Source organism: Streptomyces sp. NPDC002076, from assembly GCF_053593835.1.
This window is the reverse complement of sequence record NZ_JBSFDI010000001.1, coordinates 606,794-631,172: the sequence shown is the minus strand read 5'-3', so window position 1 is coordinate 631,172 and position 24,379 is coordinate 606,794. Positions and strand designations below refer to the sequence as shown.

The following is a 24,379-nucleotide window of genomic DNA, read 5'->3' as shown; positions in this document are numbered from 1 at the left end:
GAATGGCTAAGCAGATCAAGGGCATCCTGGGCGAGAAGCTCGGCATGACGCAGGTGTGGGACGAGAACAACCGCGTTGTTCCGGTCACCGTCGTCAAGGCCGGCCCCAACGTCGTCACCCAGGTTCGTACGAACGACGTCGACGGCTACGAGTCGGTCCAGATCGCCTTCGGCGAGATCGACCCGCGCAAGGTGAACAAGCCCCTCAAGGGCCACTTCGCCAAGGCCGACGTCACCCCCCGTCGTCACCTCGTCGAGATCCGCACCGCGGACGCCTCCGAGTACACGCTCGGCCAGGAGATCACCGCTGAGGTGTTCGAGGCCGGTGTGAAGGTCGACGTGACCGGCAAGAGCAAGGGCAAGGGCTTCGCCGGTGTCATGAAGCGCCACAACTTCCGTGGCCTCGGCGCCGGACACGGCACCCAGCGCAAGCACCGCTCTCCCGGTTCCATCGGTGGCTGCGCCACCCCGGGCCGCGTGTTCAAGGGCCTCCGCATGGCGGGTCGCATGGGCAACGAGCGGGTCACCACCCAGAACCTGACCGTCCACGCCGTTGACGCGGAGAAGGGTCTGCTGCTCATCAAGGGCGCGGTTCCCGGTCCGAACGGCGGCCTCGTCCTGGTCCGCACCGCGGCCAAGGGGGCCTGAGGTAACCGATGAGCACTGTTGACATCCTTTCGCCGGCGGGCGAGAAGGCCGGTTCCGTCGAGCTCCCCGCGGAGATCTTCGACGCCAAGGTCAGCGTTCCGCTGATCCACCAGGTCGTCGTCGCGCAGCTGGCCGCTGCCCGTCAGGGCACGCACAAGACCAAGACCCGTGGCGAAGTCCGTGGTGGTGGCAAGAAGCCGTACCGCCAGAAGGGCACCGGTCGCGCCCGCCAGGGTTCGACCCGCGCGCCGCAGTTCGCCGGTGGTGGCGTCGTGCACGGTCCCGTGCCGCGCGACTACTCGCAGCGCACCCCGAAGAAGATGAAGGCCGCCGCCCTGCGCGGTGCCCTCACCGACCGGGCGCGTCACAACCGCATCCACGTCGTCTCCGGCGTGGTCGAGGGCGAGACCCCCAGCACCAAGGCCGCCAAGTCGCTGTTCGGCAAGATCTCGGAGCGCAAGAACCTGCTCCTGGTCGTCGACCGCGCCGACGAGGCCGCGTGGCTGTCCGCCCGCAACCTGCCCCAGGTCCACATCCTGGAGCCGGGCCAGCTGAACACGTACGACGTTCTCGTCTCGGACGACGTGGTCTTCACCCAGGCCGCTTTCGAGTCCTTCGTCGCCGGCCCGAAGGCCAACGACACCGAAGGGAGCGAGGTCTGATGGCCATCCGTCACCCCGCTATCGCCTCGAAGGCCGCCAAGGCCGCCAAGGCCGCGCGCGTCGCCAAGGCGCGCCGTCACGCCGCCGAGGGCAAGAACACCGTCGAGACCCCGCTGAGCAAGTCGTACACGGACCCCCGTGACGTCCTGCTGAAGCCGGTCGTCTCCGAGAAGAGCTACGCGCTCCTCGACGAGAACAAGTACACGTTCATCGTCGACCCGAACGCCAACAAGACCCAGATCAAGCAGGCCGTCCAGGCGGTCTTCGACGTCAAGGTCACCGGGGTCAACACGATCAACCGCCAGGGCAAGCGCAAGCGGACCCGCACCGGCTTCGGCCAGCGCGCGGGCACCAAGCGCGCGATCGTGACCCTCGCCGAGGGCGACCGTATCGACATCTTCGGCGGTCCGACCGCGTAAGCGGGTCGGATCGTCCGATATCGGACGAGGACTGAGAAATGGGAATCCGCAAGTACAAGCCGACTACGCCGGGCCGTCGTGGCGCCAGCGTTGCCGACTTCGTCGAGGTCACGCGGTCCACGCCGGAGAAGTCGCTGGTCCGCCCCCTGCACAGCAAGGGCGGCCGTAACAACGCCGGTCGTGTGACCGTTCGCCACCAGGGTGGCGGACACAAGCGCGCCTACCGCGTGATCGACTTCCGTCGTCACGACAAGGACGGCGTGCCGGCGAAGGTCGCGCACATCGAGTACGACCCCAACCGCACCGCGCGCATCGCGCTCCTGCACTACGCGGACGGCGAGAAGCGCTACATCCTCGCGCCGCGTGGCCTCAGCCAGGGCGACCGCGTCGAGAACGGTCCCGGGGCCGACATCAAGCCGGGCAACAACCTCGCCCTGCGCAACATCCCGGTCGGTACGACCCTGCACGCCATCGAGCTGCGTCCGGGCGGCGGCGCCAAGTTCGCCCGCTCGGCCGGTGCCTCCGTGCAGCTGCTCGCGAAGGAGGGCTCCATGGCCCACCTGCGCATGCCGTCCGGTGAGATCCGCCTGGTCGACGTCCGCTGCCGCGCCACCGTCGGCGAGGTCGGCAACGCCGAGCAGAGCAACATCAACTGGGGTAAGGCCGGCCGTAAGCGGTGGCTGGGCGTCCGCCCGACCGTCCGTGGTGTCGTGATGAACCCGGTTGACCACCCGCACGGTGGTGGTGAGGGCCGGACCTCCGGTGGTCGCCACCCTGTGTCCCCGTGGGGCAAGAAGGAAGGCCGTACTCGTTCGCCCAAGAAGGCGTCGAACAAGTACATCGTCCGCCGCCGCAAGACGAACAAGAAGCGCTAAGGACGGGTTGAGATGCCTCGTAGCTTGAAGAAGGGACCCTTCGTCGACGACCACCTGATCAAGAAGGTGGACGTCCAGAACGAAGCCGGTACCAAGAACGTCATCAAGACCTGGTCCCGTCGCTCGATGATCGTCCCGGCCATGCTCGGCCACACGATCGCGGTGCACAACGGCAAGACCCACATCCCGGTGTTCGTCACCGAGTCGATGGTCGGCCACAAGCTCGGCGAGTTCTCGCCGACCCGCACCTTCCGGGGCCACGTCAAGGAAGACCGGAAGTCGAAGCGCCGCTAGTAGCGGATCGCATTCAGACACGTAAGTAACTCTGAAGGGACAACCATGGAAGCCAGGGCCCAGGCGCGGTACATCCGCGTCACGCCCATGAAGGCCCGCCGTGTGGTGGACCTCATCCGTGGCATGGACGCCACGGAGGCCCAGGCTGTTCTGCGATTCGCTCCGCAGGCAGCCTCGGTACCGGTCGGCAAGGTGCTCGACAGCGCCATTGCCAACGCCGCGCACAACTACGACCACACCGATGTCGACAGCCTCTTCGTTTCCGAGGCCTTCGTCGACGAGGGCCCGACCCTGAAGCGGTTCCGTCCGCGTGCCCAGGGCCGTGCCTACCGGATCCGCAAGCGGACCAGCCACATCACCGTGGTCGTCAGCAGCAAGGAAGGAACCCGGTAATGGGCCAGAAGGTTAACCCGCATGGGTTCCGGCTCGGTGTCACCACGGACTTCAAGTCCCGGTGGTACGCCGACAAGCTGTACAAGGACTACGTCAAGGAAGACGTCGCCATCCGTCGGATGATGACGTCCGGCATGGAGCGCGCCGGCATCTCGAAGGTGGAGATCGAGCGCACCCGTGACCGCGTCCGTGTGGACATCCACACCGCTCGCCCGGGCATCGTCATCGGCCGCCGCGGCGCCGAGGCCGACCGCATCCGCGGTGACCTGGAGAAGCTGACCGGCAAGCAGGTCCAGCTGAACATCCTCGAGGTCAAGAACCCGGAGACGGACGCTCAGCTGGTGGCCCAGGCCGTCGCCGAGCAGCTGTCCTCCCGCGTCTCCTTCCGCCGTGCCATGCGCAAGAGCATGCAGTCGGCGATGAAGGCCGGCGCCAAGGGCATCAAGATCCAGTGCGGTGGCCGTCTCGGCGGCGCCGAGATGTCCCGCTCGGAGTTCTACCGCGAGGGCCGTGTGCCCCTGCACACGCTCCGTGCGAACGTGGACTACGGCTTCTTCGAGGCCAAGACGACCTTCGGCCGCATCGGTGTGAAGGTCTGGATCTACAAGGGCGACGTCAAGAACATCGCCGAGGTCCGCGCCGAGAACGCTGCCGCCCGTGCGGGTAACCGCCCGGCCCGCGGTGGCGCCGACCGCCCGGCCCGTGGTGGCCGCGGTGGCGAGCGGCGCGGTCGCAAGCCGCAGCAGGCTGCCGGTGCCGAGGCCCCCAAGGCCGAGGCCCCCGCCGCTCCGGCTGAGAGCACCGGAACGGAGGCCTGACCGACATGCTGATCCCCCGTAGGGTCAAGCACCGCAAGCAGCACCACCCGAAGCGCAACGGTATGTCCAAGGGTGGCACGCAGGTTGCGTTCGGCGAGTACGGCATCCAGGCGCTCACCCCGGCGTATGTGACGAACCGTCAGATCGAGGCCGCTCGTATCGCCATGACGCGTCACATCAAGCGTGGTGGCAAGGTCTGGATCAACATCTACCCGGACCGTCCGCTCACCAAGAAGCCGGCCGAGACCCGCATGGGTTCCGGTAAGGGTTCTCCGGAGTGGTGGATCGCCAACGTCAAGCCCGGACGCGTGATGTTCGAGCTGTCGTACCCCAACGAGAAGATCGCCCGTGAGGCGCTGACCCGTGCGGCCCACAAGCTGCCGATGAAGTGCCGGATCGTCAAGCGCGAGGCAGGTGAAGCGTGATGTCGGCCGGTACCAAGGCGTCCGAGCTGCGCGAGCTGGGCAACGAGGAGCTTCTGGCGAAGCTCCGCGAGGCCAAGGAAGAGCTGTTCAACCTCCGCTTCCAGGCGGCGACGGGGCAGCTCGAGAACCATGGCCGTCTCAAGGCGGTCCGCAAGGACATCGCCCGGATCTACACCCTCATGCGTGAGCGTGAGCTCGGCATCGAGACGGTGGAGAACGCCTGATGAGCGAGAAGAACGTGACTGAGCAGAACACCGAGGCGCGCGGTTTCCGCAAGACCCGTGAGGGTCTCGTCGTCAGCGACAAGATGGACAAGACCGTCGTCGTCGCCGTCGAGGACCGCGTCAAGCACGCGCTGTACGGCAAGGTCATCCGCCGTACCAACAAGCTCAAGGCGCACGACGAGCAGAACGCCGCGGGCGTCGGCGACCGCGTCCTCCTCATGGAGACCCGGCCGCTGTCCGCGACGAAGCGCTGGCGCGTCGTCGAGATCCTCGAGAAGGCCAAGTAATTCCTGCGGGGCAAACCCGCAGGTCAGTTCCGCCAGGCTCGGCAGGGGCTCTCGTAACTGAAGCCCCTGCCGGGAACCGGCAGACAAACAGGAGATAGACGTGATCCAGCAGGAGTCGCGACTGCGTGTCGCCGACAACACTGGTGCGAAGGAGATCCTTTGCATCCGTGTGCTCGGTGGCTCCGGTCGCCGCTACGCGGGCATCGGTGACGTCATCGTCGCCACCGTCAAGGACGCGATCCCCGGTGGCAACGTGAAGAAGGGTGACGTCGTCAAGGCGGTCATCGTTCGCACCGTCAAGGAGCGCCGCCGTCCGGACGGCTCGTACATCCGCTTCGACGAGAACGCCGCCGTCATTCTGAAGAACGACGGCGACCCTCGCGGCACCCGCATCTTCGGCCCGGTCGGCCGTGAGCTGCGCGAGAAGAAGTTCATGAAGATCATCTCGCTCGCGCCGGAGGTGCTGTAAGCATGAAGATCAAGAAGGGCGACCTGGTCCAGGTCATCACCGGTAAGGACAAGGGCAAGCAGGGCAAGGTCATCGCGGCCTACCCCCGCGAGGACCGTGTCCTGGTCGAGGGTGTCAACCGGGTCAAGAAGCACACCAAGGCCGGTCCGACCGCTCGCGGTTCCCAGGCCGGCGGCATCGTGACCACCGAGGCGCCGATCCACGTCTCCAACGTCCAGCTGGTCGTGGAGAAGGACGGCAAGAAGGTCGTCACGCGTGTCGGCTACCGCTTCGACGAAGAGGGCAACAAGATCCGCGTTGCCAAGCGGACGGGTGAGGACATCTGATGGCTACCACCACCACTCCGCGTCTGAAGCAGAAGTACCGCGAGGAGATCGCGGGCAAGCTGCGTGACGAGTTCAAGTACGAGAACGTCATGCAGGTTCCCGGCCTCGTCAAGATCGTGGTCAACATGGGTGTCGGCGACGCCGCCCGTGACTCGAAGCTGATCGAAGGCGCGATCCGCGACCTGACCACCATCACCGGTCAGAAGCCGGCCGTCACCAAGGCCCGCAAGTCCATCGCGCAGTTCAAGCTGCGTGAGGGCCAGCCGATCGGTGCCCACGTCACGCTCCGTGGCGACCGCATGTGGGAGTTCCTGGACCGCACCCTGTCGCTCGCGCTGCCGCGCATCCGCGACTTCCGCGGCCTGTCCCCCAAGCAGTTCGACGGCCGTGGCAACTACACCTTCGGTCTCACGGAGCAGGTCATGTTCCACGAGATCGACCAGGACAAGATCGACCGTACCCGGGGCATGGACATCACCGTGGTCACCACGGCGACCAACGACGCTGAGGGCCGCGCGCTCCTTCGTCACCTCGGCTTCCCGTTCAAGGAGGCGTGAGCGAGATGGCGAAGAAGGCTCTGATTGCCAAGGCTGCTCGCAAGCCCAAGTTCGGTGTGCGTGGCTACACCCGCTGCCAGCGCTGCGGCCGTCCGCACTCCGTGTACCGCAAGTTCGGCCTGTGCCGCGTGTGCCTTCGTGAGATGGCTCACCGTGGCGAGCTGCCGGGCGTGACCAAGAGCTCCTGGTAGTCCCGGCAAATCGGGAACACCAAGGCTCTCGGTAAGTAGATAGGGCGGTCAGACGCCCAGCTCGCATGCCTTAGGCTTGTGGGGTTGGGCGTCTGTCGCCGCCCGTACGACTTACTACGCCGTAGGTCCACCGCGCCGCACCCGTCCCGTCTCGGATCGGGGAGAGGGATGGCGCACCAGGAAACCCCGGCGAGAGAGGCCGAAGGCCAATTCATGACCATGACTGATCCGATCGCAGACATGCTGACGCGTCTGCGGAACGCGAACTCGGCGTACCACGACTCCGTGGCGATGCCGCACTCGAAGATCAAGTCGCACATCGCGGAGATCCTCCAGCAGGAGGGCTTCATCACGGGCTGGAAGGTCGAGGACGCCGAGGTCGGCAAGAACCTCGTCCTGGAGCTGAAGTTCGGCCCCAACCGTGAGCGCTCCATCGCGGGCATCAAGCGGATCTCCAAGCCCGGTCTCCGGGTGTACGCGAAGTCCACCAACCTGCCGAAGGTGCTCGGCGGCCTGGGCGTGGCGATCATCTCCACGTCCCACGGGCTCCTCACCGACAAGCAGGCCGGCAAGAAGGGCGTGGGTGGGGAAGTCCTCGCCTACGTCTGGTAGCAGAAGGGAACGGAGGAAACAGCTATGTCGCGCATCGGCAAGCTCCCCATCGCGGTTCCCGCCGGCGTGGACGTCACCATCGACGGCCGTACGGTCTCGGTCAAGGGCCCCAAGGGCTCGCTGTCCCACACCGTCGCGGCTCCGATCGACATCGCTAAGGGCGAGGACGGCACCCTGTCGGTGACCCGCCCGAACGACGAGCGTCAGAGCAAGGCCCTGCACGGCCTCTCCCGCACGCTGGTGGCGAACATGATCACCGGCGTGACCCAGGGTTACGTGAAGAAGCTCGAGATCAGCGGTGTCGGTTACCGAGTGACCGCCAAGGGTTCGAACCTGGAGTTCGCTCTCGGTTACAGCCACCCGATCCTCGTCGAGGCCCCCGAGGGCATCACCTTCAAGGTGGAGTCCCCGACCCGTTTCTCGGTCGAGGGCATCGACAAGCAGAAGGTCGGCGAGGTTGCGGCCAACATCCGCAAGCTGCGCAAGCCCGACCCGTACAAGGCCAAGGGCGTCAAGTACGAGGGCGAAGTCATCCGCCGCAAGGTCGGAAAGGCGGGTAAGTAAGCCATGGCATACGGGCAGAAGATCCTCAAGGGCGACGCCTACAAGCGCGCCGCGATCAAGCGCCGTCACATCCGGATCCGCAAGCGGATCGCCGGTACGGCGGAGCGCCCCCGTCTGGTCGTGACCCGCTCCAACCGCCACATCGTGGCGCAGGTGATCGACGACCTGAAGGGCCACACCCTGGCGTCGGCGTCCACCCTGGACGCGTCGATCCGTGGTGGCGAGGCCGACAAGTCCGCGCAGGCCAAGCAGGTCGGCGCCCTGGTCGCCGAGCGTGCCAAGGCCGCCGGTGTCGAGGCCGTCGTGTTCGACCGTGGTGGCAACCAGTACGCCGGGCGCATCGCTGCCCTGGCGGACGCCGCCCGCGAGGCCGGGCTCAGGTTCTGAGCCGCCGTAGCTAGCGGAAAAGAGAGAGGTAAATCCAATGGCTGGACCCCAGCGCCGCGGTGGCGGTGCCGGTGGCGGCGAGCGGCGGGACCGGAAGGGCCGTGACGGCGGCGCTGCTGCCGCCGAGAAGACCGCGTACGTTGAGCGCGTCGTCGCGATCAACCGCGTCGCCAAGGTTGTGAAGGGTGGTCGTCGCTTCAGCTTCACCGCGCTGGTCGTGGTGGGCGACGGTGACGGCACCGTGGGTGTCGGATACGGCAAGGCCAAGGAGGTGCCGGCCGCCATCGCCAAGGGCGTTGAGGAGGCCAAGAAGCACTTCTTCAAGGTCCCCCGGATCCAGGGCACCATCCCCCACCCCATCCAGGGTGAGAAGGCTGCCGGCGTCGTGCTGCTCAAGCCCGCCTCCCCGGGTACCGGTGTTATCGCCGGTGGTCCGGTGCGTGCCGTGCTCGAGTGCGCCGGTATCCACGACGTGCTGTCGAAGTCGCTCGGCTCCGACAACGCCATCAACATCGTGCACGCGACCGTGGAGGCCCTGAAGGGTCTGCAGCGTCCCGAGGAGATCGCGGCTCGCCGTGGTCTGCCGCTCGAGGACGTCGCTCCCGCGGCTCTGCTTCGTGCGCGTGCCGGGGCGGGTGCGTAATCATGGCGCAGCTCAAGATCACGCAGGTCAAGTCCTACATCGGCAGCAAGCAGAACCACCGTGACACCCTGCGGTCGCTTGGTCTCAAGGGGATCAACACCGTGGTCGTCAAGGAGGACCGCCCCGAGTTCCGCGGCATGGTGCACACCGTCCGCCACCTCGTGACGGTCGAGGAGGTCGACTGATCATGGCGGAGCAGAACCCGCTGAAGATCCACAACCTCCGTCCCGCCCCGGGCGCCAAGACCGCCAAGACCCGTGTCGGTCGTGGTGAGGCGTCGAAGGGTAAGACGGCCGGTCGTGGTACCAAGGGCACCAAGGCCCGCTACCAGGTTCCGGAGCGCTTCGAGGGTGGCCAGATGCCGCTGCACATGCGCCTCCCGAAGCTGAAGGGCTTCAAGAACCCGTTCAAGACCGAGTACCAGGTCGTGAACCTCGACAAGCTGGCCGCGCTCTACCCCGAGGGTGGCGAGGTCACCGTCGAGGGTCTGGTGGCCAAGGGTGCCGTTCGCAAGAACAGCCTCGTCAAGGTCCTCGGCCAGGGCGAGGTCTCGGTGGCGCTGCAGGTGACGGTCGACGCCGTCTCCGGCTCCGCCAAGGAGAAGATCACCGCCGCCGGCGGTACGGTCACCGAGCTGGTCTGAGTTTCTCAGGTCCCTCGATGACGTGAACGATCCCGACCGGGGATACTCCACAAAAGGGGTATCCCCGGTTGGTCGTTCCAAGGGCGGTGCTCTCGCCGGTAAGGTGGCCAGCACTGCCTACTTTTTCTGGCTGCTCCCATGGGGCACCCTGAGCGGCAGTTGACCGTTAGCTATTCGTCTGTATCCGTCGAACCTCAAGACCGTCACCCTTGACGCAGTTGCGCGGGGGTCGCAGGAGGCACCGTGCTCACCGCGTTCGCCCGGGCGTTCAGGACGCCCGACCTGCGCAAGAAGCTGCTCTTCACGCTGGCCATCATCGTGGTCTACCGGGTCGGTACCCACATCCCGATCCCCGGCGTCAACTACAAGGCCGTCCAGCAGTGTGTGACCGAGGCCGGGGCCAACCAGGGACTGTTCGGCCTCGTGAACATGTTCAGCGGCGGTGCGCTGCTGCAGATCACGGTCTTCGCGCTCGGCATCATGCCCTACATCACGGCCAGCATCATCCTTCAGCTGCTGACCGTGGTCATCCCGCGCCTGGAAGCCCTCAAGAAGGAGGGCCAGGCCGGTACGGCGAAGATCACGCAGTACACCCGGTACCTGACGGTGGCGCTCGCCATCCTGCAGGGCACCGGCCTGGTCGCCACCGCCCGCACCGGCCGGCTGTTCAACGGCTGCTCGGTCGCCGCAAGCATCGTCCCGGACCAGGCGATCTTCACGACCATCACGATGGTCGTCTGCATGACCGCCGGTACCTGCGTCGTGATGTGGCTCGGTGAGCTGATCACCGACCGCGGCATCGGCAACGGCATGTCGATCCTGATGTTCATCTCGATCGCCGCGACCTTCCCGTCCGCGCTGTGGGCCATCAAGAAGCAGGGCACCCTGGCCGGCGGCTGGATCGAGTTCGGCACCGTCATCCTGGTCGGCCTGGTCATGGTCGGGCTCGTCGTCTTCGTCGAGCAGGCCCAGCGCCGCATCCCGGTGCAGTACGCGAAGCGCATGATCGGCCGTCGTTCCTACGGTGGTACGTCCACGTACATCCCGCTCAAGGTGAACCAGGCGGGTGTGATTCCGGTCATCTTCGCCTCCTCGCTGCTCTACATCCCGGCGCTCGTGGCGCAGTTCGCGGGGGGCAACTCGGGCTGGAAGAACTGGGTCCAGAACAACCTGACCAAGGGCGACCACCCGATTTACATCACTCTGTACTTCTTGCTCATCGTTTTCTTCGCGTTCTTCTACGTGGCGATCTCCTTCAACCCCGAGGAAGTCGCCGACAACATGAAGAAGTATGGTGGCTTCATCCCGGGCATCCGGGCTGGCCGACCGACCGCTGAGTACCTCAGCTACGTGCTCAACCGGATCACCTGGCCGGGTTCGCTGTATCTGGGTCTGATTGCTCTCGTGCCAACAATGGCGTTGGTCGGGTTCGGGGCGACGAACAACTTCCCGTTCGGCGGAACCAGCATCCTGATCATCGTGGGTGTCGGTCTCGAGACGGTGAAGCAGATCGAGAGCCAGCTCCAGCAGCGCAATTACGAAGGGTTCCTCCGCTGATGCGTATCGTCCTCGTCGGGCCGCCGGGTGCCGGTAAAGGAACGCAAGCCGTCCGCCTCGCTGAGAAGCTGGCCATCCCGCACATCTCCACGGGCGACCTGTTCCGGGCCAACATCAGCCAGCAGACCGAGCTGGGCAAGCTCGCGAAGTCCTACATGGACGCCGGCAACCTCGTCCCCGACGAGGTCACCATCGCCATGGCCAAGGACCGCATGGAGCAGCCGGACGCCGAGAAGGGCTTCCTGCTGGACGGCTTCCCGCGCAATGTGTCGCAGGCCGAGGCGCTGGACCAGCTCCTGGAGACCGAGGGCATCAAGCTGGACGCGGTCCTGGACCTGGAGGTCCCGGAGGACGAGGTCGTCAAGCGGATCGCCGGCCGGCGTGTCTGCCGCAACGAGTCCGCGCACGTCTTCCACGTGACGTACAGCCCGCCGAAGAAGGAGGGCGTGTGCGACGTCTGCGGCGGTGAGCTGTACCAGCGCGACGACGACTCCGAGGACACCGTTCGCAAGCGGCTGGAGGTCTACCACACGCAGACCGAGCCGATCATCGACTACTACAAGGCGCAGGGCCTGGTCGTGACGATCTCCGCCCTGGGTCCCGTGGACGAGATCACGCAGCGGGCCCTGGAGGCCCTCAAGCGCGAGAAGGCCGAGAGCTAAGATCCCGGCTCTTACGGCCGCGGCGCCCTCCCGGGTGCCGCGGCCGTACTGTTGTACAGATACCCCAGCCGATGTGAGTGACGGAGAGCGCAGGCCCCCATGGTGCAGATCAAGACGCCCGAGCAGATCGCGAAGATGCGTGCGGCGGGCCTGGTCGTCGCCGCCATCCACGCGGCCACCCGCGAGGCCGCGGTGCCCGGCGCCTCCACCAAGGACCTGGACGAGGTCGCCCGCAAGGTTCTCGCCGAGCACGGCGCCAAGTCGAACTTCCTGGGGTACGGCGGTTTCCCCGCCACCATCTGCACGTCCGTGAACGACGTCGTCGTCCATGGCATCCCCTCCGACGAGGTCGTCCTCAAGGACGGCGACATCATCTCCATCGACTGCGGCGCGATCGTCGACGGCTGGCACGGCGACGCGGCCTACACGGCGTTCGTGGGCTCCGGTCACGCTCCGGAGCTGATCGAGCTCTCCCGGGTGACGGAGGAGTCGATGTGGGCCGGCATCGCGGCCATGAGGCAGGGCAACCGCCTGGTCGACGTCTCCAAGGCCATCGAGACGTACATCCGGCGGCAGCCGAAGCCGGGCGGCGGCAAGTACGGGATCATCGAGGACTACGGCGGCCATGGCATCGGCACCGAGATGCACATGGACCCGCATCTGCTGAACTACGTCGACCGCCGCCGCGGCAAGGGCCCCAAGCTGGTGCCCGGCTTCTGCCTCGCGATCGAGCCGATGGTCTCCCTCGGCACCCCGCGCACGGAGGTCCTGTCGGACGACTGGACGGTCATCACGACGGACGGCACCTGGTCCTCGCACTGGGAACACTCGGTCGCCCTGACCGCGGAGGGACCCCTGGTCCTCACCGCACCGGACGGAGGCAGGGCCAAGCTGGCGGAGTACGGGATCACCGCTGCTCCCGATCCGCTCGGTTAGTGATCTCCCGGCTGGGGCAGACTGTCTCGATTCGCCTTTCACGGTGCGCCGACGTAGACTGAGTCGTCGGCTCTTGTGCACCCTCATGCCTGCAAGCGTGAGACCGCCACGTGAGTCGAACAAGGTAGTCGATTCGAAGGGCGAAGCGTGGCCAAGAAGCAAGGTGCCATCGAGATCGAGGGCACTGTCGTCGAGTCTCTTCCGAACGCGATGTTCAAGGTCGAGCTCCAGAACGGCCACCAGGTCCTGGCACACATCAGCGGCAAGATGCGTATGCACTACATCCGCATCCTCCCTGACGACCGGGTCGTGGTGGAGCTGTCTCCGTACGACCTGACGCGTGGCCGGATCGTCTACCGCTACAAGTAGATCTTGCCCGCATCCCGCTCCCACGGGGTGGTGGCACTGACCCGGAGAACCTCAATCCAATGAAGGTCAAGCCGAGCGTCAAGAAGATCTGCGACAAGTGCAGGGTGATCCGCCGTCACGGTCGGGTCATGGTCATCTGCGAGAACCCGCGCCACAAGCAGCGCCAGGGCTGACGCACGACCTAACCCTCTGCACCTCTATCGCAGAGATTCGCGCGACGCGAGCTGAATATGTTCATACGCAGGACCCGAGCCAACCAGCTCGACACCCCCGGTTCGGAGGCCGGGGACCCAGTTCGTACCTGATACGGCGGCTGGGAGCCGGTTCTGCGGAAGACCTCCGAAGATCACCAGGAGCCATTGAATGGCACGCGTTTCCGGTGTTGACATCCCGCGCGAAAAGCGCGTGGAGGTCGCCCTCACCTACGTGTTCGGCATCGGCCGGACCCTTTCGAAGGAGACGCTGGCTGCGACCGGCGTCGACCCGAACACCCGCGTTCGCGACCTCTCCGAGGAGCAGCTCGTCGCGATTCGTGAGTACGTCGACAACAACATCAAGACCGAGGGTGACCTCCGTCGCGAGATCCAGGCCGACATCCGCCGCAAGGTCGAGATCGGCTGCTACCAGGGTCTGCGTCACCGTCGCGGTCTGCCCGTCCGCGGTCAGCGCACCAGCACCAACGCCCGTACCCGCAAGGGCCCGCGTCGCGCCATCGCCGGCAAGAAGAAGCCGGGCAAGAAGTAGTCCGCAGCGGACACCTGTCCACGGTCTTCGCTGTAGGACCGACCACCTCCCGTAGGAGTTAGTAGATGCCCCCCAAGGGACGTCAGGGCGCTGCCAAGAAGGTGCGCCGCAAGGAAAAGAAGAACGTCGCTCACGGCCACGCGCACATCAAGAGCACGTTCAACAACACGATCGTCTCCATCACGGACCCGTCCGGCAACGTGATCTCCTGGGCCTCCGCCGGCCACGTCGGCTTCAAGGGCTCCCGGAAGTCCACGCCGTTCGCCGCGCAGATGGCCGCCGAGTCGGCTGCCCGCCGCGCCCAGGAGCACGGCATGCGCAAGGTCGACGTGTTCGTCAAGGGCCCGGGCTCCGGTCGTGAGACCGCAATCCGCTCCCTGCAGGCCACGGGCCTCGAGGTCGGCTCCATCCAGGACGTCACCCCGACCCCGCACAACGGCTGCCGTCCGCCGAAGCGCCGCCGCGTCTGACGCCTGGCAGCTTCGTCTGGCTGTGGGTTCCGGGCGGTACGGCTCCGTAAGGGTCGTACCGCCCGTACCCTTGCAGTACCCGCACTTTTCACGGGTGCGGTTTCCGTCGGACGTCAAATAGCGGGCGTCCACGAATGAAGGATCTGATCCACACATGCTGATCGCTCAGCGTCCCTCGTTGACCGAAGAGGTCGTCGACGAGTTCCGCTCCCGGTTCGTGATCGAGCCGCTGGAGCCGGGCTTCGGCTACACCCTCGGCAACTCCCTCCGCCGTACCCTCCTGTCGTCGATCCCCGGCGCTGCTGTCACCAGCATCCGCATCGACGGCGTCCTGCACGAGTTCACCACCGTGCCGGGCGTCAAGGAGGACGTCACCGACCTGATCCTCAACATCAAGCAGCTGGTCGTCTCCTCGGAGCACGACGAGCCGGTCGTGATGTACCTGCGCAAGCAGGGCCCGGGTCTGGTCACCGCCGCCGACATCGCGCCCCCGGCCGGTGTCGAGGTGCACAACCCCGACCTCGTCCTCGCCACGCTCAACGGCAAGGGCAAGCTGGAGATGGAGCTGACGGTCGAGCGCGGCCGCGGTTACGTCTCCGCCGTGCAGAACAAGCAGGTGGGCCAGGAGATCGGCCGTATCCCGGTCGACTCGATCTACTCGCCGGTTCTCAAGGTCACGTACAAGGTCGAGGCCACGCGTGTCGAGCAGCGCACCGACTTCGACAAGCTGATCGTCGACGTCGAGACCAAGCAGGCGATGCGTCCGCGTGACGCGATGGCGTCGGCCGGCAAGACGCTGGTCGAGCTGTTCGGTCTCGCCCGCGAGCTGAACATCGACGCCGAGGGCATCGACATGGGCCCGTCCCCCACGGACGCCGCCCTGGCCGCCGACCTGGCGCTGCCGATCGAGGAGCTGGAGCTCACGGTCCGCTCCTACAACTGCCTCAAGCGTGAGGGCATTCACTCCGTGGGTGAGCTGGTCGCGCGCTCCGAGGCCGACCTCCTCGACATTCGCAACTTCGGTGCGAAGTCCATCGACGAGGTCAAGGCGAAGCTGGCCGGCATGGGCCTGGCCCTCAAGGACAGCCCGCCCGGATTCGACCCCACGGCCGCGGCCGACGCCTTCGGCGCCGACGACGACGCGGACGCGGGTTTCGTGGAGACCGAGCAGTACTGATCTCCACAGCCTCCGGGGTTCGCGTCGGCGGACCCCGGATCTCTGACAGACAACCGTCTGCTCAGATACTGACCCCGGTACCTGACACGGCCGGGGCAGACACACAGGAGAAGAACAATGCCGAAGCCCACCAAGGGTGCCCGTCTGGGCGGCAGCGCCGCGCACGAGAAGCTGCTCCTCGCGAACCTGGCGAAGAGCCTCTTCGAGCACGGTCGTATCACCACCACCGAGGCGAAGGCCCGTCGCCTGCGCCCGTACGCCGAGCGTCTGATCACCAAGGCGAAGAAGGGCGACCTTCACAACCGCCGTCAGGTGCTCCAGGTCATCACGGACAAGGGCATCGTCCACACGCTCTTCACCGAGATCGGCCCGCGGTACGAGAACCGTCCCGGTGGCTACACCCGCATCACCAAGATCGGTAACCGCCGTGGCGACAACGCGCCCATGGCCGTCATCGAGCTGGTCGAGGCGCTGACGGTGCAGCAGAAGGCCGTGGGCGAGGCCGAGGCCGCCACCAAGCGTGCGGTCAAGGAGGCCGAGGAGGCCAAGGTCGAGGAGACCAAGGCCGAGGACGCCGCCGAGGCTCCCGCTGAGGAGTCGACGGAGGCCTGAGGCTCCGCCTGAGCTGAGCGGGTCCGCCCTTCACCCGGGCGGGCCCGCTTTCGCGTACCTGAGAGGATCCAAGGGTGAGTGAAGTACAGCCCGGTCATGTCCGCGTCCGCCTCGACGTCTCCTACGACGGCACCGACTTCCACGGCTGGGCCAAGCAGGCCGGCGGCAGGCGGACCGTGCAGGGGGAGATCGAGGACGCGCTGCGGACCGTCACCCGGTCCCGGGAGACGTACGAGCTGACCGTCGCCGGACGCACCGACGCCGGGGTGCACGCGCGGGGACAGGTCGCGCACGTGGATCTGCCCGAGGAGGTCTGGCGGGAGCACCACGAGAAGCTGCTCAAGCGACTCGCCGGACGGCTGCCGAAGGACGTGCGGGTCTGGGCGCTCAGGGAGGCGCCGAGCGGCTTCGACGCCCGCTTCGCCGCCATCTGGCGGCGCTACGTGTATCGCGTCACCGACAACCCCGGGGGAGTGGACCCCCTGCTGCGCAACCACGTCCTCTGGCACGACTGGCCCCTGGACGTCGCCGTCATGGACGCCGCCGCCAAGTCCCTCGTGGGGGAGCACGACTTCGCGGCCTACGCGAAGAAGCGCGAGGGGGCGACGACGATCCGCGAGATCCTCGACTTCGGGGTGCGCCGGTGTGCGGACGGCATCGTGGAGATCGAGGTCCGCGCCGACGCCTTCTGCCACAACCAGGTGCGTTCCATGGTCGGCGCGCTGCTGTTCGTGGGCGACGGCCACCGCGATGTGGAGTGGCCGCGGCGGGTCCTCGACGCGGGCGTCAGGGACAGCGCCGTGCACGTCGTCCGCCCGCACGGGCTGACGCTGGAAGAGGTCGCCTATCCGGCGGACGACCGGCTTCTGGAGCGTCAGCGGCAGGCACGCCGGCTGAGGGTCCGGGCCGACTGACGGCTCAGCCGGCCAGGGCCTTCTCCAGCGTCGGCTTGATGAAGGGCACCAGCGACTTGGCGTAGCCCGCCGTCATGTGGCTGGCGTCGAAGTAGACGATCCGGTCGGCGATCACCGTCGGGCAGACGCTGTCCGCGCAGAACGCCGGCAGAGAGTCGAGGACCCGGGCGCCATGGCGTTCGGCGACCTTCTGCTCCACGGCGCGGAGGTCACGGTATTCGACGGCCTTGTCCTCGGTGGGGTTGCAGGCGGAGACGTCGTGGATGTGGGTGGCGAGGCAGTCCGGTGCGTTCCTGCCGGGCTGCGGGGTGTCCGTGATGTAGACGAGCTGGGCGCCTGAGGCCTCGAAGACCTTGAAGGCCTGCTCGGCACCGGCCTCGGTCACCTCGCGCCGGATGCGGCTGGTGACGACGATGACGTCGGGCTTGAGGTCCCCGATGCTCTTGAACGCCGAGGTCCGCCAGCTGTCGCACTCGGAGTACTCGCGGTTCAGCTCGGGGTTCTTGATGGCGTAGACCTCGGGCGAGCAGCCGCCCTTCGCCATGGTCACCACCTTCACGTGCAGCGACTTCCCGAGGGCGTCGAAGGCGTCGCCCCACTGCCAGGCGTGGGAGTCCCCGATGACCACGATCGAGCTCTTGCCCTGCTTGTCGCCGATGACGCAGTTGTCGCGCATGACGAACTTCTTGACGTCGGTGTTGTCGATGCAGCCGTAGTGGGTCATGTCCTTGGGGGAGCCCGGCAGAGCGCTCTGCGCGGTCGCGGAGAGCTCCTTCTGGAGCACGGCCTTCCGCACCGAGGCCGCACCGGCGTACCCACCCGCGTCCCCGTTGGCGGCGGAGGCCGAGGTGGCCAGGTTGAGCGGGATGAACATGGCGCAGGCCGTGGCCGCGGCCGCTCCCGCGGTGGCCGTGCCGCCGGCGAAGATGCCCTTCCAGGGGGTCGCCACCAGCTGCGCGTTGTTCCTGAAGCGCAGCTCCACGACGTAGTACATGAGGACGGCCAGGATGAACGACAGGGACAGCACCCGGAAGCGGTCCGAGTAGGTGATGTCCCGGCCCACCACGAACGGCCAGAGGATCAGGATCGGCCAGTGCCAGAGGTACCAGCCGTAGCTGACGTTTCCGACGTAGTCGGTCACCGGGTTGTGCAGGATCGTCTCCACACCGAGGCGGGGATTGGCGCAGCCGCCGGCGATGATCATGCAGGCGCCCAGCACGGGTCCGGCCACCGCGTACCCCGGAAGGGGTGTCTCCTTGGTGATGAGGAGGGCGGTGCCGATCGTGGTGGCCAGGCCCAGCCAGGAGATGACGGCGGCCAGCCCCTGGTTCATGCGGGACAGCAGCGGTGCGCCGAGGGCGAGCAGGATGCCCGAGGCGAGTTCCCAGATACGGGTCTGGGTGCCGAAGTAGGCGAGGGGCTGGTTCTCGGCGGTCTGCTTGACGGACAGGTACAGCGACCCGCCGATCACGGCGGTCAGGAACAGCGCCACCAGGGCGCGGTTGCGGAAGAGCCTGCGGGAGAGCCAGACCGTGACGACGAGGACGATCGGGGCGGCGACGTAGAACTGCTCCTCGATGCCCAGCGACCAGAAGTGCTGGTACGGGGACTGCGTGCCGTTGTTGGCGAAGTAGTCGGTGCCGGTCTCGACGAGGCGCCAGTTCATGAAGCTGAGCGCCGCGCTGAGGCCGTCCCGCATGGTGTCGCGGAACCTGAGCGGGCTGGCGTAGAGCCAGGCCACGATCGCCGTGGTGACGACGACGACGGCCATGCCCGGGGCGAGTCGCCGCATCCGGCGGGCCCAGAACTTGCTCAGGGACACCTTGCCGGTCTTGTCGATCTCGGCCAGGAGCTGGCTGCCGATGAGGAAGCCGCTCAGCACGAAGCTGACGTCCACGCCGCCGTGGATGTCGATGATGCCGCAGTGCATGGTGACGACCATCATGATGGCGACGGCACGCAGGCCCTGAATGTCCGGCCGGTACTTGCGAAGACGCTCCGTCTGCGCGGCCGTTGAGCGATGGCGGGTCACGGTTCTCCAGTAACTGTCCGGGCTGGCCGGCGACTTCAGTGGACCGTCGGGCAGGCGACAGCCGTACCGCTGACGCGCACCCCCTGGGCGGGAATGCGGATGCCGCACGACAGCCGCAGCTGGGCGGGCAGCTCGTTCTGCGCGCCGACGTGCGAGTGGCAGCCCACCACGGCCTCATGCAGGAACGATTCGCTGCCGATCGACGAGTCGTGGTCCACCACGGACTCGTGGATCCGGGCACCCTCGGCCAGAGTGACGCCGCGGCCGATGATGGAGCGCTCGACCACCACCTGCGGACCGATGACCGCGTACGGGCCGATGGTCGAGCCCCCCGTGACGCGGGCGGTCGGGTCGACGACGGCGGTGGGATGGATCAGGGCCTCGGCCGGCCCCGCCACGAGGGGGGAGGCCGCCTTGCCGGTGACCAGGTCGGCGGAGCCGTGGACGAAGGCCAGCGGCGTACCGAGGTCGCGCCAGTAGTCCTCCGTGGTGTGGCCGAACACGCGCCGTCCCTGGGCGACGAGCTGCGGGAAGGTCTCCTGCTCGACCGAGACCTCGCGGTCGGCCGGGATGGCGTCCAGGACGGACCGGCTGAAGACATAGCAGCCGGCGTTGATCTGGTCGGTGACGCACTCCTCCGGCGTCTTGGGCTTCTCCAGGAAGGACAGCACCCGGTCGGCCTCGTCGGTGGGGACGAGACCGAAAGCGCGCGGGTCGGGAACCCGGGTGAGATGCAGGGTCACCTCCGCTTCCCGCTCCTCGTGCCGCGCCCGGATGGCGCCCAGGTCCAGGCCGGTCAGGATGTCGCCGTTGAGGATGAGGACCGGCCCGTCCGCCGGACCGCCGCGCAGGAGACGCGCGGCGTTGCGGATCGCCCCGCCGGTGCCGAGCGGGACTTCCTCCACGGCGTAGGAGATCTCCAGATCCTGCGAGAAGTCCCTGAACTCCTCCTCGAAGAGGCTGGCGAGATAGGAGGTGGCGAACACCACGTGCTCGACGCCCGCGTCCATCAGCCGGGCCATCTGGTGCCGGATGAAGGAGGAGCCCGCGACGTTGAGCAGCGGCTTCGGGGTGTGGTTCGTCAGCGGGCGCAGGCGAGTTCCCTTGCCGCCCACCAGGATGATGGCTTCTTGCATGACTGCCTCCGCGGTCAGCTTGTGGTGGCGGTCCCGGGTCCCGCGTAATCGGAGGTGAAGCAGGACTTGACGGCCTTCTCGGTGAGGGGGCGTCCGGCGAAGTCGAGCCGGGAGGCGACCCTGTCGTCCGGCTTGGTGTTCGGATCGTCGTCGAAGTAGATCGACCACCAGTAGACGCCGCTCATATGCCGCTCCTGGACGACCCGGCAGACGGCGGTGTACCAGTTCGCCTGCACCTGGGGGTTGACCGCGCGCTTGGTGTAGAAGTCGCCGGGGGCGTGGTAGGCGCCGTGCATCGCGCCGATGCCCGCCTCGGCGATGGTGATCTTGGGCAGGGGGCCGGTGGACTTCCTGTCGAGCCACTTGTTCCAGCCCTCGACCAGGGTGCCCACCGAGGCGTCGTCGCCGACCTTGACCGGGAAGTAGGCGTCGACCCCGAGGTGGGTGACCGGCATGGTCACCGGGCCGCGGACGTATGCGTCGTAGTTGGCGTCGTAGGCGACTTCGCCGCCGAACAGCTTTTCGGCGCCGGCCACGACACGGTCCCAGTGCGGGTCGCCCTCCAAGGAGTTCAGCTCTGTCCCGATGACGAAGGTGGCCGCCTTCTCGCCGTCCGCGGCCTTCAGGTACGGGGTGAGGAACTTCTCGTACGAGGTGAACCAGGCGTCGCGGTCGGCGGGCCTGATGTTGCCGCGCCAGCCGTTCTCCGCGGTCAGGGAGTGCTCGTCCATGAGGGGCCGGACGGTGGTGCGCAGCCCGGCCTCGTGGAAGATCTGCAGCACACGGGCGAGCCGTTCGGGCGTCGGTGTCTTGGCGCCGCGGCTGATCTTCGTCGACGAGCGGTTCCCGGTGAAGAACGGGAAGGACACGCTGACGGAGTTGGCGTGCAGCCCGACCAGGTAGTTCGCGTGCAGCCGGGCCTGCTTCTCGACATAGGTGAGGGAGTGCCCGGGGTTGTCCTCCCAGTAGAGCTGGGCGCCCCACTGCGGCATGCCCTTCTTCCACTCCTTGTCCACCTTGGCGACCTCGGTGGTCGGTGAGGTGGCCGCGGAGGTCTGGCCGTCACCGCCCTTGGTGCCGGCCGGCCCGGTGGGTTCCTTGCCGTCGAGCACCAGGTGTGGCGCGAGCGAGCCCGACGACCACTGCAGCGGGTGGTCGCCGATCACGAAGGGGACCGCGATCACGAAGGAGATGACGGCGACGGGGAGCACGGCGAGCATGGGCAGGCGTGCGCGCTTCATGGGTGTGTGATCTCTTCCGGGTCAGGCGGGCTTGGCGATGACGACGAACTTGTTCTCCTCGCGGCGGACGAACTTCCACAGGCCCTTGATGCCGCCGAGCCCCTCGATGAGGGAGAAGTAGGGCAGCAGGAGCAGGACGGCCATGGGCTCCCACCACTTGCGCCTGCCGTTCACCGAGGCGATCGCGTTGAGGCGCAGGCCTTCCCAGTACGCCCAGATCACGTAGGCGAAGCTGATCGACCACAACAGGACGACCGACTGGGTCACGGGCGAGGTGTTCATGTCGCCGATGAACCACGCCACGAACAGGATCGTGCCGACGTGCTGCAGCGGGCCGAGGATCCAGCTGGTCACGCAGATGGTCAGGAACCAGCGGTAGCGCAGCGGGACCTTGCGGTTGAAGCAGAGGGCGACCAGGCCCCAGGCCCAGCGCTCGCGCTGCTTGACGAAGTCCTTGGTGTTGGCCGGCGAAGCGCCGTAGCAGCGGCCGTTGAACCAGTCGCTGCGGCCCGGGTAGAGGCGGCAGAAGGTCAGGGCCAGCCGGGCGTCCTCGACGATCTCCTTGGGGCCGAAGTCCCAGCCGATCTCGGCCTCGATGGAGGCGCGGATGACGAGGAGCTCGCCGTGCACACCGGCGGCCGGGGTGCCGAGGCCGGTGAAGGCGCGGAACCGTGCGATGTCGTCGGCGGGGCGGATGGCGTCGGCGAACCAGGTGAGCAGGCTCACCGCGTTCTCGCGCGGGTAGGTGAGGATGCCCTGCGCCATGTGCTTGACCTCTTCGGGGGTCGCGCGGCGCTGGCGGTTGATGAACTGGGCGAGGGACGCCGAGGTGTCGGGGCCGACACCGGTGTCGTCGTCCATGTGCAGGACCCACACGTTGTCGAGGGCCTCGCCCTCCTCGATGCGCAGCTCATGGGCGTAGTTGTTCGCGCGGGCCTTGAACCGGGTGCCGTTCTTGGTCTGGTAGGCCTTCGGGACCGTGACCACGCGGATCAGATGGCTGTTCGCGGCCAGCTCGTCGATCCGCTCGGCGGCCTCGCAGCCCTCCTCGGTGAGGACGTCCACGCGCATGTACGGGAACCATTCCGGCAGGTGTTCCACGTAGGAGAGGACCGAGCGCTCCAGGGCCGGGTAGGTGTCGTGTCGCCCGATGGTGGGCACGAGGACGATCAGGAAGTCCTGCTCGACCAGGGCGGGCGGGGTCATCAGATGGGCCTTGCGGAGCCGGCGGCGGATGAGCACGAAGCCCTGGACGGAGACGAGCACCCCGGGCACCGGAAGGGCCCAGCAGATGGTGATCAACCAGGCCAGCGGCGAGTGACTGGGTGTGTACGACCACAGGCTGAAGGCGGTCAGCAGGACCAGCGGGATCAGGAACGGGAGGATGCCCGGCTTCCATGCGGCGGTACGTTTCGCCAGCTTGGAGCTGTGCCGCGAATGCGACATCCCCCCGTCGACCAGTGTCGATGCCATGACGACTGCGGAACTCCCGTGAGATCGGTCGGCGCGTCGAGGCAGCAGATCTCGGCCGTGGTGCGAGGCGCACCACGGCACTTCTACTCAGGGTTCACTGCCCCCCGACGCCTTCTTCGGCGTCTCGGCCACTCGCCGCTCAGATGCCCCCCCAGGCGCCCAAACCACTGGCCGAACAGATACATGATCCTTGCATGTATGTGCGCGGCAAGGAACAGGTGTGAGGTGCATGTGTTCAAAATTTAATCAAGTGATGCCTTGTGGAGTGACCTCCACTGTTCGGCGGTGATCACGTCCGAAGAGGTATATGTCCGTCTCACATCGGCCACCGTGTTCCTGTGCCGCGGCTCGGAGACGTTCTCGTACGTCAGCGCCTGCCCCCACACCGTCCACAGCACCCACGGTGTGCGGGACAGGGTCCGGGGCTGGTGCGCGTTGAGGGGCACGGAGAAGGACTCGGCGACGATCCGGGGCCTGGCGTACTCCTCCAGGCCTCGGTACCAGACCTCGGTCCAGGCGCCGCGCCCGTACGGCCGGGCCGGGCTCCCGCTGTAGTCGTCGACGCCCACGACGTCCACGTAGGCGCCGCCCGGGTAGTACGGCCGGGGCGGAGTGCCGTAGGAGCCGTCCCAGGAGTTCGGGGCCCAGACGAAGATCAGGTTGTGCAGGCCCCGGTGGTGCACCAGGTAGTCGTGCGTCAGCCGCCACAGCCTCCGGTACCCGTCCGGGTCCTGCCCCGCCCACCAGAAGCCGTGGCCGGGCTTCGTGTTCATCTCGTGGTATGGCCGCAGCAGCACCGGTACGCCCTTGGCGCCCAGGTAGCCGAGGTGGTCCGCGAGATAGTCCAGGTCGTGCAGGAGGGCCCCGTGCTCGGCGGTGCCCTCGGTGATCACCCGGCCGAACCAGCCGGGATCGTGCACAGCGGGCGAGTTGCGGTGCAGGGTCTGCGGGAAGCCCTTGACCGGACTGCCCGGATAGGGCTGGTGGAAGGAGAAGCCGACGATGCCCGCCGGGGCTCCGCCGTTGTGGGGCAGGGCGACCTCCGTGCCGGAGGCGCATTCCGTGTGCGTGCCGGAGGGGCGGTACGAGCCGTCCGCCGGGCGGGGCAGCCCTGCCCACACGCCCACGGCGAGGTCGACGGCGTCCTCCGCGTAGCCCCACATACGGCGGCAGCTCGGCCAGGCCCGCGAGTAGGACCGTGCCTCACCCACCGCCCAGCCCGGCTGCCCGTACCCCGGCCCCAGGTCGAGCTCCACGAAGCCGGGCAGCCGGCCGGTGATGTCCCGGGCCTTGCGGTAGTAGTAGCCCGGCTGCTTAGTCCCCCGGTAGTCGCCGTAGTCCGCGTTGTACCGCTCGTTGTGCAGCTCCACGTGCTGCCCGATCACCGTCCGGCTGGGGCGACCCCGGCGCGCGTCGTTCTCCAGCCCGGCCAGCAGCGCGTACACCCGGTGCGCGGCGGGGGTGGCATGCGGATCGCGATGCCGCAGATCACCGGGCACGAGCACCGGCGCCCGTCCGTCGCCCCCGGCCCACTCGGACCAGGCCCACACCGCCGCCGGCCCACCCAACGCGACTCCCGCCGCGGCCCCCAGCAGCCCGACCCGCCCTCGCATGCGCACA

General features: G+C 67.3%; 35 protein-coding genes. 30 read left to right on the top strand and 5 right to left on the bottom strand.

Annotation, left to right across the window (positions count from 1 at the left end):
• Positions 1 to 2: 2 nt before the first annotated feature.
• The 30 genes from rplC to truA all read left to right on the top strand — a co-directional run bounded on the left by rplC (position 3) and on the right by truA (position 16,877).
• The gene (rplC, locus tag ACWCQS_RS02965; RefSeq protein ID WP_014674369.1) at positions 3 to 647 is read left to right on the top strand and encodes a 50S ribosomal protein L3; all 645 of its coding nucleotides are present in this window, start codon (positions 3 to 5) and stop codon (positions 645 to 647) included.
• Positions 648 to 655: 8 nt separating this feature from the next.
• Positions 656 to 1,309, top strand: a complete 654-nt coding sequence (gene rplD, locus ACWCQS_RS02960; protein ID WP_103812795.1) for a 50S ribosomal protein L4 — start codon at positions 656 to 658, stop codon at positions 1,307 to 1,309.
• The gene (rplW, locus tag ACWCQS_RS02955; protein ID WP_103812796.1) at positions 1,309 to 1,728 is read left to right on the top strand and encodes a 50S ribosomal protein L23; all 420 of its coding nucleotides are present in this window, start codon (positions 1,309 to 1,311) and stop codon (positions 1,726 to 1,728) included. The genes rplD and rplW overlap by 1 nt, the downstream gene beginning before the upstream one ends.
• A gap of 38 nt (positions 1,729 to 1,766) precedes the next feature.
• Positions 1,767 to 2,603, top strand: coding sequence for a 50S ribosomal protein L2 (rplB, locus tag ACWCQS_RS02950; RefSeq protein WP_070026315.1), 837 nt, complete (start codon positions 1,767 to 1,769; stop codon positions 2,601 to 2,603).
• A 12-nt stretch (positions 2,604 to 2,615) separates the two neighbouring features.
• Positions 2,616 to 2,897 (top strand): 30S ribosomal protein S19, encoded by a 282-nt coding sequence (gene rpsS / locus ACWCQS_RS02945; RefSeq protein ID WP_009190133.1) that lies wholly within the window; start codon positions 2,616 to 2,618, stop codon positions 2,895 to 2,897.
• A gap of 45 nt (positions 2,898 to 2,942) precedes the next feature.
• Entirely contained in the window at positions 2,943 to 3,290 is a 348-nt protein-coding gene (gene rplV / locus ACWCQS_RS02940) for a 50S ribosomal protein L22 (RefSeq protein ID WP_351143382.1), read from the top strand.
• Entirely contained in the window at positions 3,290 to 4,108 is an 819-nt protein-coding gene (rpsC, locus tag ACWCQS_RS02935; RefSeq protein WP_055706471.1) for a 30S ribosomal protein S3, read from the top strand. Before rplV ends, rpsC begins: the two co-directional genes overlap by 1 nt.
• A 5-nt stretch (positions 4,109 to 4,113) precedes the next feature.
• Positions 4,114 to 4,533: a 50S ribosomal protein L16 gene (gene rplP / locus ACWCQS_RS02930; protein WP_009190136.1), complete on the top strand. Its 420-nt coding sequence runs from the start codon at positions 4,114 to 4,116 to the stop codon at positions 4,531 to 4,533.
• Positions 4,533 to 4,757, top strand: a complete 225-nt coding sequence (gene rpmC / locus ACWCQS_RS02925; RefSeq protein WP_007494763.1) for a 50S ribosomal protein L29 — start codon at positions 4,533 to 4,535, stop codon at positions 4,755 to 4,757. Before rplP ends, rpmC begins: the two co-directional genes overlap by 1 nt.
• A complete protein-coding gene (gene rpsQ, locus ACWCQS_RS02920) occupies positions 4,757 to 5,044 on the top strand; it encodes a 30S ribosomal protein S17 (protein WP_055706472.1) in 288 nt (95 codons plus the stop codon). Before rpmC ends, rpsQ begins: the two co-directional genes overlap by 1 nt.
• Before the next feature lie 100 nt (positions 5,045 to 5,144).
• Positions 5,145 to 5,513, top strand: coding sequence for a 50S ribosomal protein L14 (rplN, locus tag ACWCQS_RS02915; protein ID WP_003998823.1), 369 nt, complete (start codon positions 5,145 to 5,147; stop codon positions 5,511 to 5,513).
• Positions 5,514 to 5,515: 2 nt separating this feature from the next.
• Complete coding sequence (gene rplX / locus ACWCQS_RS02910) at positions 5,516 to 5,839, top strand: 50S ribosomal protein L24 (RefSeq protein ID WP_350962687.1); 324 nt, start codon at positions 5,516 to 5,518, stop codon at positions 5,837 to 5,839.
• Entirely contained in the window at positions 5,839 to 6,396 is a 558-nt protein-coding gene (gene rplE, locus ACWCQS_RS02905; protein ID WP_061920719.1) for a 50S ribosomal protein L5, read from the top strand. Before rplX ends, rplE begins: the two co-directional genes overlap by 1 nt.
• Positions 6,397 to 6,401: 5 nt before the next feature.
• Positions 6,402 to 6,587: a type Z 30S ribosomal protein S14 gene (locus tag ACWCQS_RS02900; protein WP_003948630.1), complete on the top strand. Its 186-nt coding sequence runs from the start codon at positions 6,402 to 6,404 to the stop codon at positions 6,585 to 6,587.
• A 213-nt stretch (positions 6,588 to 6,800) separates the two neighbouring features.
• Entirely contained in the window at positions 6,801 to 7,199 is a 399-nt protein-coding gene (gene rpsH, locus ACWCQS_RS02895; RefSeq protein WP_004984520.1) for a 30S ribosomal protein S8, read from the top strand.
• A 24-nt stretch (positions 7,200 to 7,223) separates the two neighbouring features.
• Positions 7,224 to 7,763, top strand: coding sequence for a 50S ribosomal protein L6 (gene rplF / locus ACWCQS_RS02890; RefSeq protein WP_388619630.1), 540 nt, complete (start codon positions 7,224 to 7,226; stop codon positions 7,761 to 7,763).
• A 3-nt stretch (positions 7,764 to 7,766) separates the two neighbouring features.
• Positions 7,767 to 8,150 (top strand): 50S ribosomal protein L18, encoded by a 384-nt coding sequence (gene rplR, locus ACWCQS_RS02885; RefSeq protein WP_450982730.1) that lies wholly within the window; start codon positions 7,767 to 7,769, stop codon positions 8,148 to 8,150.
• Between the two features lie 37 nt (positions 8,151 to 8,187).
• Entirely contained in the window at positions 8,188 to 8,793 is a 606-nt protein-coding gene (gene rpsE / locus ACWCQS_RS02880) for a 30S ribosomal protein S5 (protein ID WP_009190144.1), read from the top strand.
• Positions 8,794 to 8,795: 2 nt separating this feature from the next.
• Positions 8,796 to 8,978 carry a 50S ribosomal protein L30 gene (gene rpmD / locus ACWCQS_RS02875; RefSeq protein WP_003998814.1) on the top strand — a complete coding sequence of 61 codons (183 nt, stop codon included), beginning with the start codon at positions 8,796 to 8,798 and terminating at the stop codon, positions 8,976 to 8,978.
• A 2-nt stretch (positions 8,979 to 8,980) separates the two neighbouring features.
• Positions 8,981 to 9,436 carry a 50S ribosomal protein L15 gene (rplO, locus tag ACWCQS_RS02870; RefSeq protein WP_030745257.1) on the top strand — a complete coding sequence of 152 codons (456 nt, stop codon included), beginning with the start codon at positions 8,981 to 8,983 and terminating at the stop codon, positions 9,434 to 9,436.
• A gap of 243 nt (positions 9,437 to 9,679) precedes the next feature.
• Positions 9,680 to 10,993, top strand: a complete 1,314-nt coding sequence (gene secY, locus ACWCQS_RS02865; protein WP_388619634.1) for a preprotein translocase subunit SecY — start codon at positions 9,680 to 9,682, stop codon at positions 10,991 to 10,993.
• Positions 10,993 to 11,655 carry an adenylate kinase gene (locus ACWCQS_RS02860; protein ID WP_388619636.1) on the top strand — a complete coding sequence of 221 codons (663 nt, stop codon included), beginning with the start codon at positions 10,993 to 10,995 and terminating at the stop codon, positions 11,653 to 11,655. The genes secY and ACWCQS_RS02860 overlap by 1 nt, the downstream gene beginning before the upstream one ends.
• 99 nt (positions 11,656 to 11,754) lie before the next feature.
• On the top strand, positions 11,755 to 12,591 hold the full coding sequence (gene map / locus ACWCQS_RS02855) for a type I methionyl aminopeptidase (protein ID WP_451002801.1): 837 nt from the start codon (positions 11,755 to 11,757) through the stop codon (positions 12,589 to 12,591).
• A gap of 147 nt (positions 12,592 to 12,738) precedes the next feature.
• A complete protein-coding gene (gene infA, locus ACWCQS_RS02850; RefSeq protein ID WP_003948620.1) occupies positions 12,739 to 12,960 on the top strand; it encodes a translation initiation factor IF-1 in 222 nt (73 codons plus the stop codon).
• A gap of 59 nt (positions 12,961 to 13,019) precedes the next feature.
• The gene (gene rpmJ / locus ACWCQS_RS02845) at positions 13,020 to 13,133 is read left to right on the top strand and encodes a 50S ribosomal protein L36 (protein ID WP_003998809.1); all 114 of its coding nucleotides are present in this window, start codon (positions 13,020 to 13,022) and stop codon (positions 13,131 to 13,133) included.
• A gap of 190 nt (positions 13,134 to 13,323) precedes the next feature.
• Positions 13,324 to 13,704, top strand: coding sequence for a 30S ribosomal protein S13 (rpsM, locus tag ACWCQS_RS02840; RefSeq protein WP_009300593.1), 381 nt, complete (start codon positions 13,324 to 13,326; stop codon positions 13,702 to 13,704).
• A gap of 65 nt (positions 13,705 to 13,769) precedes the next feature.
• A complete protein-coding gene (gene rpsK, locus ACWCQS_RS02835; RefSeq protein WP_003956432.1) occupies positions 13,770 to 14,174 on the top strand; it encodes a 30S ribosomal protein S11 in 405 nt (134 codons plus the stop codon).
• A gap of 154 nt (positions 14,175 to 14,328) precedes the next feature.
• Positions 14,329 to 15,351: a DNA-directed RNA polymerase subunit alpha gene (locus ACWCQS_RS02830; RefSeq protein ID WP_003966937.1), complete on the top strand. Its 1,023-nt coding sequence runs from the start codon at positions 14,329 to 14,331 to the stop codon at positions 15,349 to 15,351.
• Positions 15,352 to 15,468: 117 nt separating this feature from the next.
• Positions 15,469 to 15,963 (top strand): 50S ribosomal protein L17, encoded by a 495-nt coding sequence (rplQ, locus tag ACWCQS_RS02825; protein WP_450984236.1) that lies wholly within the window; start codon positions 15,469 to 15,471, stop codon positions 15,961 to 15,963.
• 74 nt (positions 15,964 to 16,037) lie between these two features.
• Positions 16,038 to 16,877: a tRNA pseudouridine(38-40) synthase TruA gene (truA, locus tag ACWCQS_RS02820; protein ID WP_451002800.1), complete on the top strand. Its 840-nt coding sequence runs from the start codon at positions 16,038 to 16,040 to the stop codon at positions 16,875 to 16,877.
• Positions 16,878 to 16,881: 4 nt separating this feature from the next.
• Here truA and ACWCQS_RS02815 read toward each other — a convergent pair whose 3' ends face one another.
• The 5 genes from ACWCQS_RS02815 to ACWCQS_RS02795 all read right to left on the bottom strand — a co-directional run bounded on the left by ACWCQS_RS02815 (position 16,882) and on the right by ACWCQS_RS02795 (position 24,372).
• Positions 16,882 to 18,909 carry an acyltransferase family protein gene (locus ACWCQS_RS02815; RefSeq protein WP_451002799.1) on the bottom strand — a complete coding sequence of 676 codons (2,028 nt, stop codon included), beginning with the start codon at positions 18,907 to 18,909 and terminating at the stop codon, positions 16,882 to 16,884.
• A gap of 35 nt (positions 18,910 to 18,944) precedes the next feature.
• Positions 18,945 to 20,045: a sugar phosphate nucleotidyltransferase gene (locus ACWCQS_RS02810; RefSeq protein ID WP_451002798.1), complete on the bottom strand. Its 1,101-nt coding sequence runs from the start codon at positions 20,043 to 20,045 to the stop codon at positions 18,945 to 18,947.
• 14 nt (positions 20,046 to 20,059) lie between these two features.
• A complete protein-coding gene (locus ACWCQS_RS02805; RefSeq protein WP_451002797.1) occupies positions 20,060 to 21,286 on the bottom strand; it encodes a glycoside hydrolase family 113 in 1,227 nt (408 codons plus the stop codon).
• A 21-nt stretch (positions 21,287 to 21,307) separates the two neighbouring features.
• A complete protein-coding gene (locus ACWCQS_RS02800) occupies positions 21,308 to 22,759 on the bottom strand; it encodes a glycosyltransferase family 2 protein (RefSeq protein ID WP_451002796.1) in 1,452 nt (483 codons plus the stop codon).
• Positions 22,760 to 23,001: 242 nt separating this feature from the next.
• Positions 23,002 to 24,372, bottom strand: coding sequence for a glycoside hydrolase family 26 protein (locus ACWCQS_RS02795; RefSeq protein WP_451002795.1), 1,371 nt, complete (start codon positions 24,370 to 24,372; stop codon positions 23,002 to 23,004).
• Between the last annotated feature and the right edge of the window lie 7 nt (positions 24,373 to 24,379).